We start from the raw sequence: 16,506 nt of genomic DNA on the forward strand, positions 1-16,506 counted from the left end.
CTCCCCGCTCGCCCATCATGCCCCACGCTTTGCTCATAGAGGACAACGCTGCCAACCAACACCTCGCCACCTTCCTGTTGAAGCGCGCCGGGTTCACCGTCACCGTCGCGGAAAATGGTTTGCTGGGATACAATTCCGCCTTGGAATTGCGACCCGACGTCATCGTGCTGGATATTGAGATGCCGGTGATGGACGGCTACGAGACCTTTAAAAAACTCCACGCCGATCCCGTCACCCACGATATTCCCGTGCTGGTGGCGACCTCCTACGCCATGCCCGGGGAGCGCAATCAGGCCCTCGAACTCGGCGTGCACGACTACCTCGAAAAACCCTACGAACCCGAAGAATTCATCCGCCGCGTCAAGCTGCTCTTCGACCCTGCCTCATGACCCACACCATCCTCGTCGTCGAAGACAACCGCAACAGCATCTACCTGATGGAGCAGATGCTGACGGAAGCGGGTCACCGGGTGCAAAAAGCCGGCAACGGCCAGGAAGCACTCGACCTCATCAAGGTCAAAGGGCTGCCCGATCTCATCGTCTCCGATGCTCTCATGCCGACGATGGACGGCTTCGAACTCTGTCACTCCATCCGCCGTGATCCCCAGCGTTGTCATGTTCCCTTCGTGCTCTACACGGCCACTTTCACCGATGCCAGTGACGAGCACTTTGCGAAGGAAATCGGTGCCGATCTCTACCTCATCAAACCATTCGAACCCGAGAAGCTCGTGCCGCGTTTCGAGCAAGTGATCACGGAGGTTCGGGCCGCTCCGCCCCGCCCGCCCACGCCCCCGCAAAAACAACACAACTTTCTCGAAGGCCACAGCCGCCGTATGTCGGTCAAATTGGAGGCCAAGGTCGACGAACTCTCCGCCTCCAATGCCGCTCTGGCTTCCAGCGAAGCCGAAATCCGGGAACTCAACAACAAGCTCGTCGACAGCATCCGCCGCTTGGAAGTCGAAGTGGAGGAGCGCCGCCGCGTCGCCACGGAACTTCAGCTCGGCCTCAAAGTGGCCGCCATGGGCAGCTTTGGTTTCGACTTCGACCGCGGCACCAGTTGGTGGACCGCGGAAGCGCTGGCGCTGCTCGGGTTTTCCACTCATCAAAAGCACCTCGCCTGGTCATCGCTCGCCACCCGTATTCCGGAGGAAAAACGCGCCAGTGCCGCCGCCGTTTTTTCCCCCGAGCCCGACGACCCTCAATCCCGCGAGGTCGAGTTCACCTTGGTCCAACCCGACGGCTCCCATCGCTTTCTCTACGCCCACAGCGAGTTGGTCGAGGTGGACGAGTCGGGCGAAAGTCGCCGCATCGGCGTCATCCGCGACATCTCGATTCGACGGCGGGGCGAACTCGACCGCCTCAAACTGGAGCGCCGTCTGCGCCAGTCTCAGAAGATGGAAGCCATCGGCAATCTCGCCGGCGGCATCGCCCATGATTTCAACAACATCCTCGCGGTCATCGCCGCCACCAGCGAATTGCTCGAAATCGACGCCGCCACATCCGAGTTACCCCAACGTTGGCGCGACGGCATCGGCGACATTCGAGAGGCCTCCCGACGCGCGCGGGATCTGGTCAACCAGATCTTGATGTTCAGCCGCAATGAGCGGGCCGAAATCACCGCACTCGATTTGCGGCAGATCATCGAAGAAGCCGCCAATCAGGTCACTTCCACGATGCCCGCCCACGTTGTGATCCGACCGCACTTCAAGACGAAGCGCAGCGCTCTGGCCAACTCCAATCAGGTGCACCGCATCCTGCTCAACCTCTGCACCAATGCCAAACACGCCATCGGCCACCACCCCGGCGAGATCACGATCAACCTCCACCATGTGGAGCTCAATAAATCCGGCGCCGCCCGGCGACCGCCTCTCACGCCCGGTCACTACTTGAAATTGGAAGTCATCGACACCGGTTGCGGGATGGATGAGGAAACCGTGCAGCGCGTCTTCGAACCCTTCTACTCCACCCGCCCCGCCGGCGAGGGCACCGGTCTCGGACTCGCCGTGGTCCACGGCATCATGGCCAACCACAATGGCGCGATTTTCGTGGACAGCAATGTGGGTGAAGGCACCACGTTCACCCTCTTTTTCCCGGCCGCCGATGAGACCCCCAAACCTTCCTCCCGGACGTTCGCCGGTCAGGAACTTCCGGTCGGAAAAGGTGAACACATCCTCGTCGTCGACGACGAGCCCGCGGTGGCCAAGGTCGCCACCACGCTGATTTCCCGACTCGGCTACCACGTGGAAACCATGACCGACTCCATCGCCGCCCGGGACCGCCTCCGCTCCGAGCCGCTCGAGTTCGATCTCGTGGTTACGGATTATTTCATGCCCAACCTCACCGGGGCCGATCTGGCCCGCGCCGTCTGGGAAAAACATCCGCACCTGCCCATGATCATGATCGTCGGTTTCGGCGGGCAGATGGACGCCAACCGCGCCAAAGCCGAGGGGTTCAAAGCCTTTGTCAGCAAACCTTTCACGATGCAGACGATGGCCGAAGCCATCGCCCACGGTCTCGCCGCCACCCCTCGCTGACGCGGGCCCTACCGGGACGATTACCGCCCCGTCACCACACCAGCAGCCCGCCGGCAAAGGTGAACCCTGCGCCCACGCTGCAGAAGATGATCTTGTCGCCGCTTTGGAAAATTTCTTCCTCGGCCGCCCAGCCCAGCGCCATCGAAACGCTCGCGCCTGAAGTGTTGCCGTATTTGTCGATCGTGACGACGAAGCGATCAAACGGAATACCCACGCGCTTGGACACCGCGCGCAGGATGCGTTCATTGGCTTGGTGCGGCACGATCCAACCGATGTCCTCCGGCTTCAAGTTGTGCCGCCGCAGCGTGTCTTCGATCTCGTTGGCGAAAGCGATCACGGCTCCCTTGAACACCACCGGTCCGTCGACCTGCAGGTAGAAGTCATCGACGTCGATGGCCTCCGGCTTGGGCCAGGGTTTGTTGGCTCCGCCGCCGCGGCGTTGAATCGCGGAAAATTTATTGGCGTCACCGGAAAGCGCCATTCGATGCAACCGATGACCGTCCGCCGCATTCGTGAGAATCGCCGCCCCGGCGCCATCGCCGAAGAGAAACGCGGTCTCATGATCACGCGGATTCGTGATGCGCGACAACAATTCCGCTGTCACCACAATCAGGTTACGCGCCGTGCCTCCGAGTATGAGGGACCGTCCGATTTCGAGCGCGTAGAGCCAGCCGGAACAAGCCGCATTGAGATCAAACGCCAACGCTCCGGGCACGCCGAGTTTTTGCGCCAACGCACTGGCCATGGCCGGCACCGGTTGGTCCGGAATGATCGTCGCCATGATCACGCCATCGATGGACGCGATGTCCACGCCCGACTGCTCCAGGGCATGCCCGACGGCAATCACGGCCAGGTCCGTCGCGGTCTCGCCTTCGCCGGCAAAACGGCGCTCGCGGATGCCGGTGAGCTTGACCATCTCCTCTTCCGTGCGACCGGGAAATTCTTTGAGCACATCCTTGGTCGAACGCACGTTCGTCGGCACCGCGTAACCGACGCCGGCGATGCAGACCGTCGCCGCCGAGCCATCAGTCTCGGGCAACGCTGCCGGCGCGCTCGCGGCCACGGGGGCGGTCGCCCGGCTCGCCAGGTAGGCCGCCACATCATCACCCGAAACCCGGCCTCCCGGACCAGTCGCCTTGATATCGGTAATCGCGACGGGATCCAGGCCGGCTTCCTTGGCCAGCTTGGCGGCGCGCGGTGTCCATTGTGGTCCCGTCGGAACCGGAGCGGCGGAGGGAACTGGCGTCGCGGCCGGGGAGGCAGCCTTGGGCGCGGCGGACGGAGTCTGCGGAGCGACCACCGCCGCGTCGCCTTTGACCGCCAGATGCAACAAGGAGTCGTCGACGGTCGCGATCCGCATGAAGGGTGATCCCGAGGGCACGATGTCTCCCGCCCGCACTTCCAGTGCCTGCAGGGTGCCGTCGCAAGGCGCTTCGAACTCGAATACGGACTTGTCGCTCTCCAGTTCGGCGATCTTGTCACCCTTGGCGAAAGTATCGCCCGTATTTACCATCACATCGATGATGGTGAGTTCGTTTACGGTCGCGCCCATCGAAGGGATCGGCACGTCGATCAGAAACGGTTCCGGTTTGGTATCAGCCATGGGAAGAGATGCCGAACGTGGTCTGAGCTACGGAGTTGGTCAACGCCAGTGGCGGGATTAATCGAACGCCGCTACGCCGCCCGCACCGTGCGCCAAATCGCCAAACAACGGCGAATCACGCCCGCCAACTCATTCAACGGCACCATGTTCGGACCGTCGCTGATGGCGTGGGCCGGATCCGGGTGCGTTTCCAGAAACAAACCGTTTGCACCCGCCGCCAGCGCGGCCTTGGCCAGCGGCTCGACGAATTCGCGCTGACCACTGCTCTTCCCGCCGCCCGCTCCGGGAAGTTGCACGCTGTGCGTCGCGTCGAGAATCGTGGGATAACCGTTGGCCGCCATGATGGGAAATCCGCGCATGTCGACGACGAGGTTTTGGTAACCAAAGGTCGTGCCCCGCTCGGTCTGCCAGATCTCGGCCGCCCCACCGTCCTTCAGTTTACCGACGACGTGCACCATGTCGGTCGGCGAGAGAAACTGGCCCTTCTTCACGTTGACCGTGCGGCCGGTCGCTGCCGCCGCCAGGAGCAGGTCGGTTTGCCGACACAGAAACGCGGGGATTTGCAACACGTCCGCCACGGCGGCGACGGGCGCACACTGTTCGGCGTTGTGAATGTCGGTGACAACGGGGAATCCAAACTCGCGTTTCACCATGGCGAGCAACTCGAGTCCGGCCGCCATGCCCGTGCCGCGATCGCCGGCGATCGACGTGCGGTTGGCTTTGTCGAACGAGCCCTTGAATACGATCGTCAGGTCCGCGTGGGCGTCGCGCAGCGCCGCGAGCTCGGTCGCCACGGTGCGGCAAACGGACTCGTTTTCGAGCGAACAGGGGCCCGCCAGAAGCAGCAGTTTATCGGCGTCGAAAATCATGGTCGCGTTCAGGAATCGGTCTTCGGTTCAGCCGCTTTCTTAACCACGGGTTTGGTCGCCTTCTTGGTGGTTTTCTTCGCCGTCTTTTTCTTCTTCGCCTTCGGGGCTTTTTTCGCCACCGGTGCTTTCGCGGCGTTATGATGCTTCATCGCAGCTTTCACAAAGGCGGCGAAGAGCGGATGCGCCTCGTTGGGCTTGGACTGAAATTCCGGGTGGAACTGCACCGCGACAAACCAAGGATGGGCCTTGATCTCGACGATTTCCACGAGGTTGCGACGCGGGTTGAGCCCGCTCACCACCATACCGGCGCGTTGCATGGCGCCGACGTAGGCGTTGTTGACTTCGAAGCGGTGGCGATGGCGCTCCCGCACGTATTCCTCGCCGTAGGCCTTGCGCGCCTTGGTGCCGGGTTGGAGCTGACATTCGTAGCTGCCGAGCCGCATGGTCGCGCCTTTGTCCACGATCTTCTTCTGATCCTCCATCATGGTGATGACGGGTTCGATCGCCTCCTGATCAAATTCGAGTGAATTGGCGCCCTTGAGTTTGAGCACGTTGCGGCAGAACTCGATCACCGCGATCTGCAGACCGAGGCAGAGACCGTAATACGGCACGTTGTTTTCGCGGGCATACCGCGCGGCGGCGATTTTACCTTCCGTGCCGCGGTCACCAAATCCACCCGGCACGAGAATGCCGTCGAGGCCCTTGAGCAGGCTCAAACCGTTGCGGGCTTCCAAATCCTCGGCGTCAATCCGACGGACGTTGACCCGGCAATAGTTGGCAATGCCGGCGTGCGTGACCGATTCGTAGACCGATTTGTAGGCGTCCTGCAGCTCGATGTATTTGCCGACGACGCCGATCGTGACTTCGTGCCGCGGGTTGTTGATGCGGTTAACGATGTCGGTCCACAGATTATTGTCCGGCATCGGGCGCTTCATGCCGAAAAGGTCGACCACGAGTTCATCGAGACCTTCCTTTTCCAGCGCGATGGGCAGTTCGTAAATCGACGCCACATCCTGACACTCGATGACCGCTTTGACGGGCACGTTGCAGAACATTGAAATCTTGTCCCGCATCTCATTGTCCATGTCGTGCTCGCACCGGCACACCACGATGTGCGGCTGGATACCGATCTCGCGCAACTTCGCCACGGATTGCTGCGTGGGCTTGGTCTTCAACTCGCCCGCCGCGCCGAGGTAAGGCACGAGGGTCACGTGCATGAAGAGGCAATCGCGCGGACCGACCTCGAGGGCAAACTGACGCATCGCTTCGAGAAACGGCAGTCCCTCGATGTCGCCCGTCGTGCCGCCGATTTCCGTAATCAGCACGTCGACGTCCTTCGCCCCTTGGTAAATGCGGTCCTTGATCTCGTTCGTCACGTGCGGGATCACCTGCACGGTTTTGCCGAGGTAGAGGCCCCGACGCTCATTTTGGATAACGTTTTCGTAGATCTGGCCGGACGAAAGACTGTTGAGCTTGGAGAGCTTGCCGCTGGTGAAGCGCTCGTAATGGCCCAGATCGAGGTCGGTTTCGGCCCCGTCTTCGAGCACGTAGACCTCACCGTGTTGGTAGGGGCTCATCGTGCCGGGATCGACATTGAGATACGGGTCAAACTTCTGAATGCGGACCTTCAGTCCCCGCACTTCCAGCAACGCACCCAGCGCCGCCGCCGTCAACCCCTTGCCCAAGGACGAAACCACCCCTCCGGTCACGAAAACATATTTCATCGGAACGGGTTAACGGCGGGCACCGAACCCTCGCAAGTAAAAGCTCCGCTTCCCTCGCAACGAAACCTACTCAAATCCGCCCCATCCACCAGTAAACCCCTCCCAACACCACCGCGATCGCCGCCCCCGCCACCATCAGGTAAATCGTCCACTTCAACACCTTGCCCAAAATATACAGCACCGCGAGCGCCACGATCACCCCACACGTCGCCACCAACCAGCGCGGATACGCGCTCAGGTTTTCCAAGGCGGATTGAATTTGCTCGATCACACCCTCCAACAAACCCCGATCTCCGCCGCCGCCAAGCAATTCCCCGCTTGCCACCAACCCCGCCCCCACGCCCAACTTAGCCTACCGTGCATTCAAAACCACAAGTTCTCGTCTGGCTTACCTGCGACGGCGTCCACATCGACCCCGCCACCGGCAAGCATACCATTCTCGGTATTTTCTCCAATATCCGCGCCCGCGAGTTTCCCTTCACCCACCCCTACATGGTGTGGTTCCTGACCCTCAGCGACGTTCCCACCGGCAATCATAAAATCAAGGTGTCCATGGGCGTCGATCCCACCAACATGCAGCCGCTCATCGAGCGCCCCTTTGAATCCAAGGGCCCCCTGCAGCGCATCAACCTCATCAACGAGGTGCGCAACCTCAGTTTCCCCGGCCCGGGCAATTTCGACATCATGATCGAAATCGACGATTACCCCCTGCTCGCCACCAACATCAACGTGTCGAAATAACCTCGTCGCCACCTCCTCGTCGCGCCCGCCGTTCCCCTCCTCCCATCTTCTATGTCCGCATCCGCTTCATCTCCCGCTTCCTTTGACCTCATCGGCGTCGGCTCGCCCATCATGGACTTGCTCGCCCCGGTGCCCCTCGAGTTCCTCGCCCAACACGTCGCCGGCGACAAGGGCGGCATGGTGCTCGTCAACGACGCCGAGATGAGCGCGATTCTCGCCCATCTCCCCGCCGCCCCCGAAACGTCCAGCGGCGGCTCCGCCGCCAACGCGACCGTCAACGCCGCCCGCCTCGGCCTGCGCGCGACCTACCTCGGCAAGCTCGGCAACTGCGCGGTCGCCGCCGCCTACCGCGCCCGCTTCGCCGAACTCGGCATCGATACGTCCCGCTTTAAAACCGGCGACGTCCCCAACGCCCGTTCGCTCATCCTCACCACGCCCGACGCCGACCGCACCATGCGCACCGACCTCGGCGCCGCCATGACCCTCTCGCCCGACGAGATCACCGCCGCCGATTTCGCCAGTTGCCGTCACTTGCACATGGAGGGCTACCTCGTGTTCAACGAGGCCCTCGCCGACGCCGTCCTGGCCGCCGCCCGCGCCGCCGGCTGCACCGTCTCCGTCGATCTCGCTTCCTTTGAGGTGATCAACGCCACGCGCCCCTGGATCTTCAAACAACTCGCCACCGGCATCGACATCGTCTTCGCCAACGAGGACGAGATCCGCGCCCTCTTCGAGGACAAGACGTCCGGCTTCGACGAACTCGCCCGCCGCCTCGCCTCCCACGGCGTGACCGCCGCCGTCAAGGTCGGCAAGGACGGCGCCTGGATCGCCCAGGGCGACGAGCTCCACCGCATCGAACCCGTCGCGGTCGCCAACGTCATCGACACCAACGGGGCCGGTGATAGCTGGGCCGCCGGATTCCTCTCCGCCCACCTGCGCGGCAAATCCCTCGCCGAGTCCGGCCGCATCGCCAGCCACGTCGGCGCCGCCACCGTGCAACACCTCGGTCCCATCATCCCCGACGACCAGTTCAAGGCCCTCACCGAGCGCCTCGCCACCCTCGCCTAGCTCCACTTGGTAGGGGCTCCGCTCGCGGAGACCGGACCGCAGAAGCGTGGTGACGAGAGCGAGGGGCAGAGTGTGCTGGGTAGGCCGCGAGCTTGCTCGCGCATTGCGGCGAGAGACGGTTGATCAAGTTGGGGAGCGGCGTAGCCCAACAGGATGGACCGCGGACAAGGTAGGGCGCTTTCGCCGAAAGCGCCGCCACAGAGGCGTGGTGGAGAGAGCGCGAGCGAGCTCGCGGCCTACAACCTGGAGGGGGTGCCTGCTGGGTAGGCTGCGAGCTTGCTCGCGCTTTGCGGTAGGAGACGGTTGATCAAGTTGGGGAGCAGGCGTGGCGTGGAGGATGGAACACGGTCGTCGCAGGCAACGCCCCTGCACTGGGATGGCGCGTCCTGCTGGCTGTGTCTCCGCTCGCGGAGACCGCGTCGTCGTCCAACGCCCCGTCCGCCCGCACTGCGCTTTTCCCGTCCAACGACTTACATCGCAATTGCGTTCCGCAGTTGCGCAGCGCCTCGACTAGTGTTCATTTGAACACATGTTAACGCCCAAGCAGCAAGCCGTGCTCGACTACGTGGAATCCTCCCACGCCCGCCACGGTTTGTTTCCCACCCTCCGGGAAATTCAGGCTCACTTCGGCTTCGCCAGCCCCTTCGCCGCCACCCGCCACCTCCAGGCGTTGGAGAAAAAAGGCGCCCTCACGCGCCACCCCGGCAAGGCCCGTGCCTTCACCCTCGCGTCCCCTCGCGAGCCAAAGCCGTCGCTCCTCCGCATTCCGGTCTTCGGCGTCATCCCGGCCGGTCTGCCTGCCGCCAACAGTCAGGAGCTCGAGCCCGACGAAACCGTCGCCGTCTCCGCCGCCGATCTCGGCCTGCCCACCCGCTCCCGCCTCTTCGGCCTGCGCGTGCACGGCGACTCGATGACCGGCGCCAACATCATCGAGGACGACATCGTCTTCCTCACGCCCGGCGAACCTCGTGCCGGCCAAATCGTCGCCGCCCTGCTCGACGGTGAATCCACCCTCAAACGTTTCCTGCACCACGCCGGCCGTCCTTTTCTGCGCGCCGAAAACCCCCGCTACCCCGACCTGCTGCCCGCCGAGGAACTCCTCATTCAAGGCATCATGGTCGGCCTGCTGCGCCGAGGCCACGGCTCGTAACGAACGTCCTCCGTTCCGCCCCTCCGCTTCGCGTCCCCTTCTCTTTATTCAACCTTCACTCGTCAGTCTCCGTCATTCCTCCTCCCGCTCCATCTCTGGCGGCGCTTCGGCACCTCATCGCCGCGCGCTTTCCGTCCGCTCCCCGGACGGCCGGAGCCCGCCTGCGCACGAACCTGCCGGCGATCGATGACCTCACCGGCGGTGGCCTTCCTCTCGCCGCTCTGACCGAATGCGTGTGCGCCACGCCCAGCTGCGGCAGCCACCTCCTGCTCGGCCATTTGCTCGCCGTCACGCGCCAATCCCGGCAACGCGTCGCGCTGGTTGACCCCACCGACAGCTTCGACCCCGAGTCCCATCCGCCCGCCCACTTGGAGCACCTCGTCTGGGCGCGCGGCGGCACCACCGCCACCGCCCTCACCGTCGCCGACCTCTTTGCCCGCGATGCCAACCTCGGCCTCGTCGTGCTCGATCTGCGTTCCGCTCCCGCGCACGAACTGCGCCGCGTGCCCGCTCCGCTCTGGTATCGCCTGCAACGCGCCGTCGAAGGCACCGATCTCGCCCTGCTCGTGCTCTCCCCTCGCGCCCTCGTGCCGAGCGCCGCCCTGCGCTTCGCCCTCAAACAAAGTCACCCGCTGCCCGCTCTCCACCAAGACCGCCCCGCCAACCTCGCGACTCTCTCGCTCACCCTCCAACGCCACCGCCAAGCGCACGCCCTCTCCGCCTAACCAGTCACCACCACTTCAACTTCAAACTTCCTACTGCCACCGTTCCCTTTGTTTGCCGTCCTCCACCTTCCCGACTTCGCGCTGCAAGCCCTGCTGCGCACCTCCCCCGACCTCGCCGCCCGCCCCGTCGCGTTGCTCGACGGTGAACGCAAACGCGCCCTCGTCACCGCCCTCACACCCGCCGCCCGCGCCGCTGGCGTCGAATCCGGGCTGACCGCTCCGGCCGCGCTCGCCCGCTGCGCCGATCTCCTCCTGCGCCAACGCCAACCCACCGCCGAAGCCGAGGCCCGCGCCGCCTTGCTCGGCACCGCCGCCAGCCTGTCACCCCTCGTCGAAGACACCGCGCTCGGCGTCGCCACCGCCGACGTCACCGCCCTGCCCGCCGGCCAACGCCAACCGCGTCTGCACGCCGCGCTCGCCCGCCTTGGTGGCCTCGGTTTCACCGCCACCGCCGGACTCGCCCCCACGCCCCTGCTGGCGTTTTACGCCGCGTCCCTCGACCAGACCGAGCCCGTGCGCGTGGTCACCAACCCCACCGCCTTTTTGGCCCCGCTCCCCCTCGCCGTCGCCGAGCCCACCGCCGAACAAAACGACATCCTGCAACTCTGGGGTGTGCGCACCCTCGGCGCCCTCACCCAACTCTCCAAGGCCGACGTCGCCCAACGCCTCGGCCCCACCGGACTCGCCCTCTGGGAACGCGCCGCCGGCCAGGCCACCCGCCCCATCCAGCCGCTCCCGCCGCCGCAAACCTTTGCCGCCGAGCTCGAGTTGGAAGACCCCATCGAAACCCTCGAACCCCTGCTCTTCCTGCTGCGCCGTTTCGTCGATCGCCTCGCCCACGATCTGCAGGCCGTGGCGCTCGTCGCCGCCGAACTCGATCTCACGCTCACCCTCGACAACGAGCAGACCCACCAACGCACCATCCGGCTGCCCGAGCCCACCGCCGATCCCGACCTGCTCCTGCGCACCCTGCAGTCCCACCTCGACACCGTGCAGACCGACTCCGCCGTCGTCGCCGCCCGTCTGTTTCTCCATCCCACCCGCGCCCTTCATCGCCAGCACGGCCTCTTCGATTCCAGCCTGCGCGACCCCAACGGTTTCGCCGAGACTCTCGCCCGCACCGCCGCCCTGCTCGGCAGCGACCGCGTCGGCACGCCGCAGCCCCAGGACACCCACCGCCCCGATGTCACCACCCTCGTCGCTCCCGCCGCCCTCGTGGAACCCACCACCGCCGCGCCCGCCCTGCCCGCCCACGGCCTGCCGCTGCGCCGCTTCCGTCCGCCACTCCCCGCTCGCGTGGAACTCCAGAGCCGCCACCGCGTCCCCGCCTACCTTTGGACAGAAAATATCACCGGCCCCATCACCGCCCATCACGGTCCGTGGCGGGCCAGCGGCGATTGGTGGCAGGCCGACCACGCCTGGGCGCGTCAGGAATGGGACATCGCCCTCGGCGAACCCCACCCCGGCCTCTACCGCCTAACCGAAACCCCCACCGGCTGGTATCTGGACGGCGAATACGATTAATTTTTCGGAGTTTAACCACAGATGGACACAGATAAACACAGATTTTTCAGACCAAGCACTGGAGCAGCACTCACCGTCCCGGTAGCGACTCTGGATCTGTGTCTATCCGTGTTCATCTGTGGTTAAAAAACTCCGTTGCATGCCTGCTTCCGCTTACATCGAGCTTCACGCCAACAGCGCGTTCAGTTTTCTGCGCGGAGCATCCATGCCGGACGCGCTCGCCGCGGAGGCCGCGCGACTGGAATTGCCCGCCGTCGCACTGTGTGACCGTGACGGCGTTTACGGCACGCCCCGGTTCCACAGCGCCACCCGCGCCCAAGGCGTGCGGCCACTCATCGGGTGTGAACTCACCCTCCACGACGGGGCGGTGCTGCCGTTGCTGGTGGAGAACCGCACCGGCTACGAAAACCTCTGCCAACTCATCTCGCTCACCAAACAGACTCCCCGCGACCTGTCCGCCAAAGCCGCGGCGAAGGCGGAGCGCAAGCGTCCCTGCTTCGCGACATGGGACGAACTCTCCACGCATTCCGAGGGGTTAATCGCGCTCACCGGCGACGCCGAGGGGCCTCTGCTCACCGCATGGCAGCGTGGCGGAACCTCTGCCGCCGCAACCGCGTTGGACCAATTGCAACGGGTCTTCGGCCCCGACCGACTTTACGTCGAGGTGCAACGTCACCGCGTGCGCGGCGAGGAACGCGCCGTCAGCTTTCTGGGCGATCTTGCCGCCGCGCGCCACCTCCCGCTCCTCGCCACCGGCGGCGCCACCCAGGCCACCCGCGACGCCCGCAGCGTGGCCGATGTATTCACTTGTTTGCGACACCACACCACCCTGGACGAAGTCGGCCGGCTGCTCGCGCCCAACGCCGAACGTCACCTGCACTCCGCCCGGGTCATGCAGCAACGTTTCGCCGACCTGCCGACCGCGCTCACCAACACGCAACGTCTCGCCGACCGCCTCACCTTTTCGCTCGAAAATCTCGGTTACCAATTCCCCGACTTCCCGGTGCCGGCCGGGCACGACATGACGTCATGGCTGCGTGAACAAACCTACGCCGGCATCCGTGAGCTCGTGCCGGCAGTCACCGCCGCTTACCGCCGCCAAATCGACACCGAACTCGCGCTCATCGCCAAGCTCGGTTTCGACGGCTACTTCCTCATCGTCGCCGACATCTGCCGCTGGGCTCGCGACCACCACATCCTCGTGCAGGGCCGGGGCTCCGCCGCCAACAGCGTGGTGTGTTTCGCGCTGCGCATCACGGCGGTCGATCCGGTGAAACATCGGCTGCTGTTTTCCCGCTTTCTCAGCGAAGGCCGCGTGGGCCACGACGGTCGGCCTTCCTGGCCCGACATCGATCTCGATTTCCCCAGCGGTGATCTGCGCGAGTCCGTCATCCAGGAGGTCTACGCCCGCTACGCCCCGCACGGCGCGGCCATGACCGCCAACGTCATCACCTACCGCGGTCGCGGCACCACGCGCGAATTGGGCAAAGTCCTCGGCCTGCCCGACGACGTCATGGACCGCTTTTCAAGTCTCTACCACGGCGGCGACTTTCCCCACACCATCGACCTCGAAGCACAGCTCGCCCAGTCCGGCCTCGCCAGCGATCACCCGCGCGCCGCCACCATGGTCCGGGTTTACCAACAGATGCACGGACTGCCCCGCCACCTCGGCCAACACTCGGGCGGCATGGTCATTTGCGGCGGACGACTCAATCGCGTCGTGCCGCTCGAACCGGCGTCCATGCCCCATCGCGTCGTCGTGCAATGGGACAAGGACGACTGCGAGGATCTCGGCATCGTCAAAGTCGACCTGCTCGGGCTCGGCATGATGGCCACCCTCCAGGACACGTTTGAACTGTGCACCGCTCGCGGCGACCCGCTCTCGCTCGCCACCATTCCGGCCGACGATCCGGAGACTTTCCGCCTGATGCAGGAGGCCGATACCATCGGCGTTTTCCAGATCGAAAGCCGCGCCCAGATGTCGACCCTGCGTCGATTCAAGCCCGCCTGTTTCTACGACGTCGCCATGCAGGTCGCGATCGTGCGCCCCGGTCCCATCGTAGGCAAACTGGTGCATCCCATCATCCGGCGGCGCGAAGGTGCTGAACCCATCGTGTGCCTCGACCCCGAAGTCCACGAGCGCCTCAAACCCATTCTCGAACGCTCCTACGGCGTCGTGCTTTTCCAGGAACAGATGCTCGCCTGCGCCATGGAATTGGCCGCCTACGACGGAGCCCAGGCCGAGGAACTGCGCCGCTCCATGGGGTTCTCCCGCGGCACCGAGCGACTCGAACGTGCCCTCAACAACCTGCGCACCGCCATGCGCGCCCACGGTTGGTCGGATCGCATCACCGAGATGCTGATCGAATCCGCCAGCAACTTCGCCCTCTACGGGTTCCCCGAGTCGCACTCCATGAGCTTCGCCCTGCTTGCCTATGCCAGCACGTGGCTGAAGGCGCATCGCCCGGCCGAGTTTGTCTGCGGCCTGCTCAACAACCAACCCATGGGCTTTTACGGCCCAGCCACGCTGGTGCAGGACTCCCGCCGCCACGGCGTCACCTTCCTCCCCGTGTGTGTGCAACAGTCCGCTTGGCGCTGCACGGTGGAGGATCGCTCCGGTCACGCCATTCCGGGAGTTAGACTCGGGTTGTGTTACGTCAAAGGCCTCTCGGCCGCGCGCACCGCCGCCATGCTCGATGCCCGCGCCATCCTGCCATTCACCAGCATCGAGGACTGGTTGGCGCGCACCAGCTTTGCCCCCGCCGAACGCCGGGCTCTCGCCGCGCTCGGCGCCCTCAACGCCTTGGCGACCCATCGCCGCGCCGCCCTGTGGCAAGTCGAAGCCGCATGGTCGTCCGACGAACCGCTGTTCCAACGCACGTATCAACAATCTGAATTCGGTGAACTCACCGCCACCGAGCCGCCGCCGGATGTCGGGCCTAAAGCACGACCCACCACCCGCACCGCTTCTCCCCGTGGGTCGGGCTTTACGCCCGACACCTCCCCGCTCTCCGTCTCCGAATCTTCCCCTCCTTCCCCATTCCTGAAACCCATGACCCGCGCCGAACGCGTAACGGCCGACTTCACCGGCATGGGCCTGACCGCCGGCATCCACCCCATGGCTCACGTGCGCGCCGCGCTGCCCAATGTCTGGCGCGCGGGGGATTTGCCGCTCGGTCGCGACGGTCAGGAAGTCACGGTCGCGGGCAGCGTTATTTGCCGTCAGCGTCCCGGCACCGCCAAAGGGTTTGTCTTCATTTCCCTCGAAGACGAAACCGGCGTGGCCAACTGCGTGGTGACGCCCGACAACTTCGAACGCCACCGCCTCGTCATTAATCTCGAACCAGCCCTGCGCATCTCCGGCCACCTCCAGATCCAATACGGCATCATCCACATCAAAGCCGCCAAGATCACCGCCCTGCGGCTCGAATCCGTGCCCGCCCAAGCCTCCCACGACTTCCACTGATGCCGGTCGACCATGACCAAGGTCACGGTGCCACTGCGGCATTGGTCACGACTGACACGATTCGTTTCGCGGTCCGTGATCCCGCTCGCCTAGCTGGGACGCATGCTCGCGATTACCTCGGTCACCAAGCGTTACGACAAACTCACCGCCCTCGACGATATTTCCCTGTCGATCGCGCCCGGTGAATTCTTCGGTCTGCTCGGCCCTAATGGCGCCGGCAAGACGACGTTGATGTCCCTCATCGCCGGGCTCAAACGGCCCGACTCCGGCACCATCGCGGTAAGTGGATCGACCGCAACGGCCGGAGCCGTCGCCGCGCGGCAAAATCTCGGCCTCGTGCCGCAGTCTCTCGCGCTCTACGACGATCTGTCCGCCGAGGAAAACCTGCACGTCTTCGGCCAACTCTTCGGCCTCGACCGCGCCACCCTCAAAGCCCGTATCGATGAAGGTCTCACCGCCGTCGGGCTGGCGGATCGTCGCAAGGACCGCGTCAAAACCTTTTCCGGCGGCATGAAGCGTCGCCTCAACATCATCGCCGCATTGCTCCATCGCCCCAAACTCCTGCTGTGCGACGAACCCACCGTCGGCGTCGACCCGCAATCGCGCAATGCGATCTTTGAGTTCCTCGAAGCCCGCAATGCCGAAGGGCTCACCATCATTTACTCCACCCACTACATGGAGGAAGCGACGCGCCTGTGCTCCCGTATCGCCATCATCGACCACGGGAAAATCCTCGCCGACGGCACGCTCAACCATCTGCTCGGCCATCTGCCTTCGCAGGAACAACTCACCCTGCCGGCGACCTCCGCCACCACCGCCGCGCTGCCGGCCCTCGCCGCCTTTGGCAGTGTCACCACGACCGAAGACGTTCACCAACTCGCCCTCCAACCCGACGCCAAACTCTCCGCCGTGTTTACCGTCATCGAAAAATACGGCGTGCCCACCTCCGCCTGCACCCTCAGTCGCCCCGGTCTCGAAGACGTCTTCCTGCACCTCACCGGCAAAGCCTTCCGCGAGTAACATCTCCCCGTCCATCAATCGCTTCCGATCGTTTGTCACCTATTAGGTGACAAGCTAGCCGGCCCTCATTTCGCTCAACTTTC

General features: G+C 64.4%; 13 protein-coding genes. 9 read left to right on the top strand and 4 right to left on the bottom strand.

Going from position 1 to position 16,506, the window contains the following annotated elements; all coding sequences use genetic code 11:
* The first annotated feature begins 17 nt into the window (after positions 1-17).
* Together PXH66_RS14580 and PXH66_RS14585 are read left to right on the top strand one after the other, a co-directional pair.
* The gene (locus PXH66_RS14580; RefSeq protein WP_330929770.1) at positions 18-389 is read left to right on the top strand and encodes a response regulator; all 372 of its coding nucleotides are present in this window, start codon (positions 18-20) and stop codon (positions 387-389) included.
* Entirely contained in the window at positions 386-2,533 is a 2,148-nt protein-coding gene (locus PXH66_RS14585) for an ATP-binding response regulator (RefSeq protein WP_330929771.1), read from the top strand. Before PXH66_RS14580 ends, PXH66_RS14585 begins: the two co-directional genes overlap by 4 nt.
* A 31-nt stretch (positions 2,534-2,564) precedes the next feature.
* On the opposite strand, the gene PXH66_RS14590 is transcribed toward PXH66_RS14585, so the two are convergent.
* The 4 genes from PXH66_RS14590 to PXH66_RS14605 form a co-directional block, all read right to left on the bottom strand.
* Positions 2,565-4,136, bottom strand: a complete 1,572-nt coding sequence (locus PXH66_RS14590; RefSeq protein ID WP_330929772.1) for a beta-ketoacyl-ACP synthase 3 — start codon at positions 4,134-4,136, stop codon at positions 2,565-2,567.
* Between the two features lie 71 nt (positions 4,137-4,207).
* The gene (kdsA, locus tag PXH66_RS14595) at positions 4,208-5,005 is read right to left on the bottom strand and encodes a 3-deoxy-8-phosphooctulonate synthase (RefSeq protein ID WP_330929773.1); all 798 of its coding nucleotides are present in this window, start codon (positions 5,003-5,005) and stop codon (positions 4,208-4,210) included.
* A gap of 8 nt (positions 5,006-5,013) precedes the next feature.
* Entirely contained in the window at positions 5,014-6,729 is a 1,716-nt protein-coding gene (pyrG, locus tag PXH66_RS14600; RefSeq protein WP_330929774.1) for a CTP synthase, read from the bottom strand.
* 70 nt (positions 6,730-6,799) lie between these two features.
* Positions 6,800-7,000 carry a hypothetical protein gene (locus PXH66_RS14605; protein ID WP_330929775.1) on the bottom strand — a complete coding sequence of 67 codons (201 nt, stop codon included), beginning with the start codon at positions 6,998-7,000 and terminating at the stop codon, positions 6,800-6,802.
* An 86-nt stretch (positions 7,001-7,086) separates the two neighbouring features.
* Here PXH66_RS14605 and PXH66_RS14610 point away from each other — a divergent pair, with 86 nt between their 5' ends.
* The 7 genes from PXH66_RS14610 (at position 7,087) to PXH66_RS14640 (ending at position 16,423) form a co-directional block, all read left to right on the top strand.
* Complete coding sequence (locus PXH66_RS14610) at positions 7,087-7,470, top strand: DUF6941 family protein (protein ID WP_330929776.1); 384 nt, start codon at positions 7,087-7,089, stop codon at positions 7,468-7,470.
* A gap of 51 nt (positions 7,471-7,521) precedes the next feature.
* Entirely contained in the window at positions 7,522-8,538 is a 1,017-nt protein-coding gene (locus PXH66_RS14615; protein WP_330929777.1) for an adenosine kinase, read from the top strand.
* A 529-nt stretch (positions 8,539-9,067) separates the two neighbouring features.
* Entirely contained in the window at positions 9,068-9,688 is a 621-nt protein-coding gene (gene lexA, locus PXH66_RS14620; protein ID WP_330929778.1) for a transcriptional repressor LexA, read from the top strand.
* A gap of 233 nt (positions 9,689-9,921) precedes the next feature.
* A complete protein-coding gene (locus PXH66_RS14625; protein ID WP_330929779.1) occupies positions 9,922-10,413 on the top strand; it encodes a hypothetical protein in 492 nt (163 codons plus the stop codon).
* A 48-nt stretch (positions 10,414-10,461) separates the two neighbouring features.
* The gene (locus PXH66_RS14630) at positions 10,462-11,937 is read left to right on the top strand and encodes a DNA polymerase Y family protein (RefSeq protein ID WP_330929780.1); all 1,476 of its coding nucleotides are present in this window, start codon (positions 10,462-10,464) and stop codon (positions 11,935-11,937) included.
* Positions 11,938-12,076: 139 nt separating this feature from the next.
* On the top strand, positions 12,077-15,403 hold the full coding sequence (locus tag PXH66_RS14635) for a DNA polymerase III subunit alpha (protein ID WP_330929781.1): 3,327 nt from the start codon (positions 12,077-12,079) through the stop codon (positions 15,401-15,403).
* 102 nt (positions 15,404-15,505) lie between these two features.
* Positions 15,506-16,423 carry an ABC transporter ATP-binding protein gene (locus tag PXH66_RS14640; protein WP_330929782.1) on the top strand — a complete coding sequence of 306 codons (918 nt, stop codon included), beginning with the start codon at positions 15,506-15,508 and terminating at the stop codon, positions 16,421-16,423.
* The last annotated feature ends 83 nt before the right edge of the window (positions 16,424-16,506 follow it).

Source organism: Synoicihabitans lomoniglobus (genome assembly GCF_029023725.1).
In the GTDB taxonomy this organism is placed as follows: Bacteria; Verrucomicrobiota; Verrucomicrobiia; order Opitutales; family Opitutaceae; genus Actomonas; species Actomonas lomonigloba.

Excerpts from the sequence above, each read along its gene's own strand:
- PXH66_RS14580 (WP_330929770.1), top strand. The coding sequence starts at position 18 with ATGCCCCACGCTTTGCTCATAGAGGACAACGCTGCCAACCAACACCTC.
- PXH66_RS14585 (WP_330929771.1), top strand. The coding sequence starts at position 386 with ATGACCCACACCATCCTCGTCGTCGAAGACAACCGCAACAGCATCTAC.
- PXH66_RS14590 (WP_330929772.1), bottom strand. The coding sequence starts at position 4,136 with ATGGCTGATACCAAACCGGAACCGTTTCTGATCGACGTGCCGATCCCT.
- kdsA (WP_330929773.1), bottom strand. The coding sequence starts at position 5,005 with ATGATTTTCGACGCCGATAAACTGCTGCTTCTGGCGGGCCCCTGTTCG.
- pyrG (WP_330929774.1), bottom strand. The coding sequence starts at position 6,729 with ATGAAATATGTTTTCGTGACCGGAGGGGTGGTTTCGTCCTTGGGCAAG.
- PXH66_RS14615 (WP_330929777.1), top strand. The coding sequence starts at position 7,522 with ATGTCCGCATCCGCTTCATCTCCCGCTTCCTTTGACCTCATCGGCGTC.
- lexA (WP_330929778.1), top strand. The coding sequence starts at position 9,068 with ATGTTAACGCCCAAGCAGCAAGCCGTGCTCGACTACGTGGAATCCTCC.
- PXH66_RS14635 (WP_330929781.1), top strand. The coding sequence starts at position 12,077 with ATGCCTGCTTCCGCTTACATCGAGCTTCACGCCAACAGCGCGTTCAGT.
- PXH66_RS14640 (WP_330929782.1), top strand. The coding sequence starts at position 15,506 with ATGCTCGCGATTACCTCGGTCACCAAGCGTTACGACAAACTCACCGCC.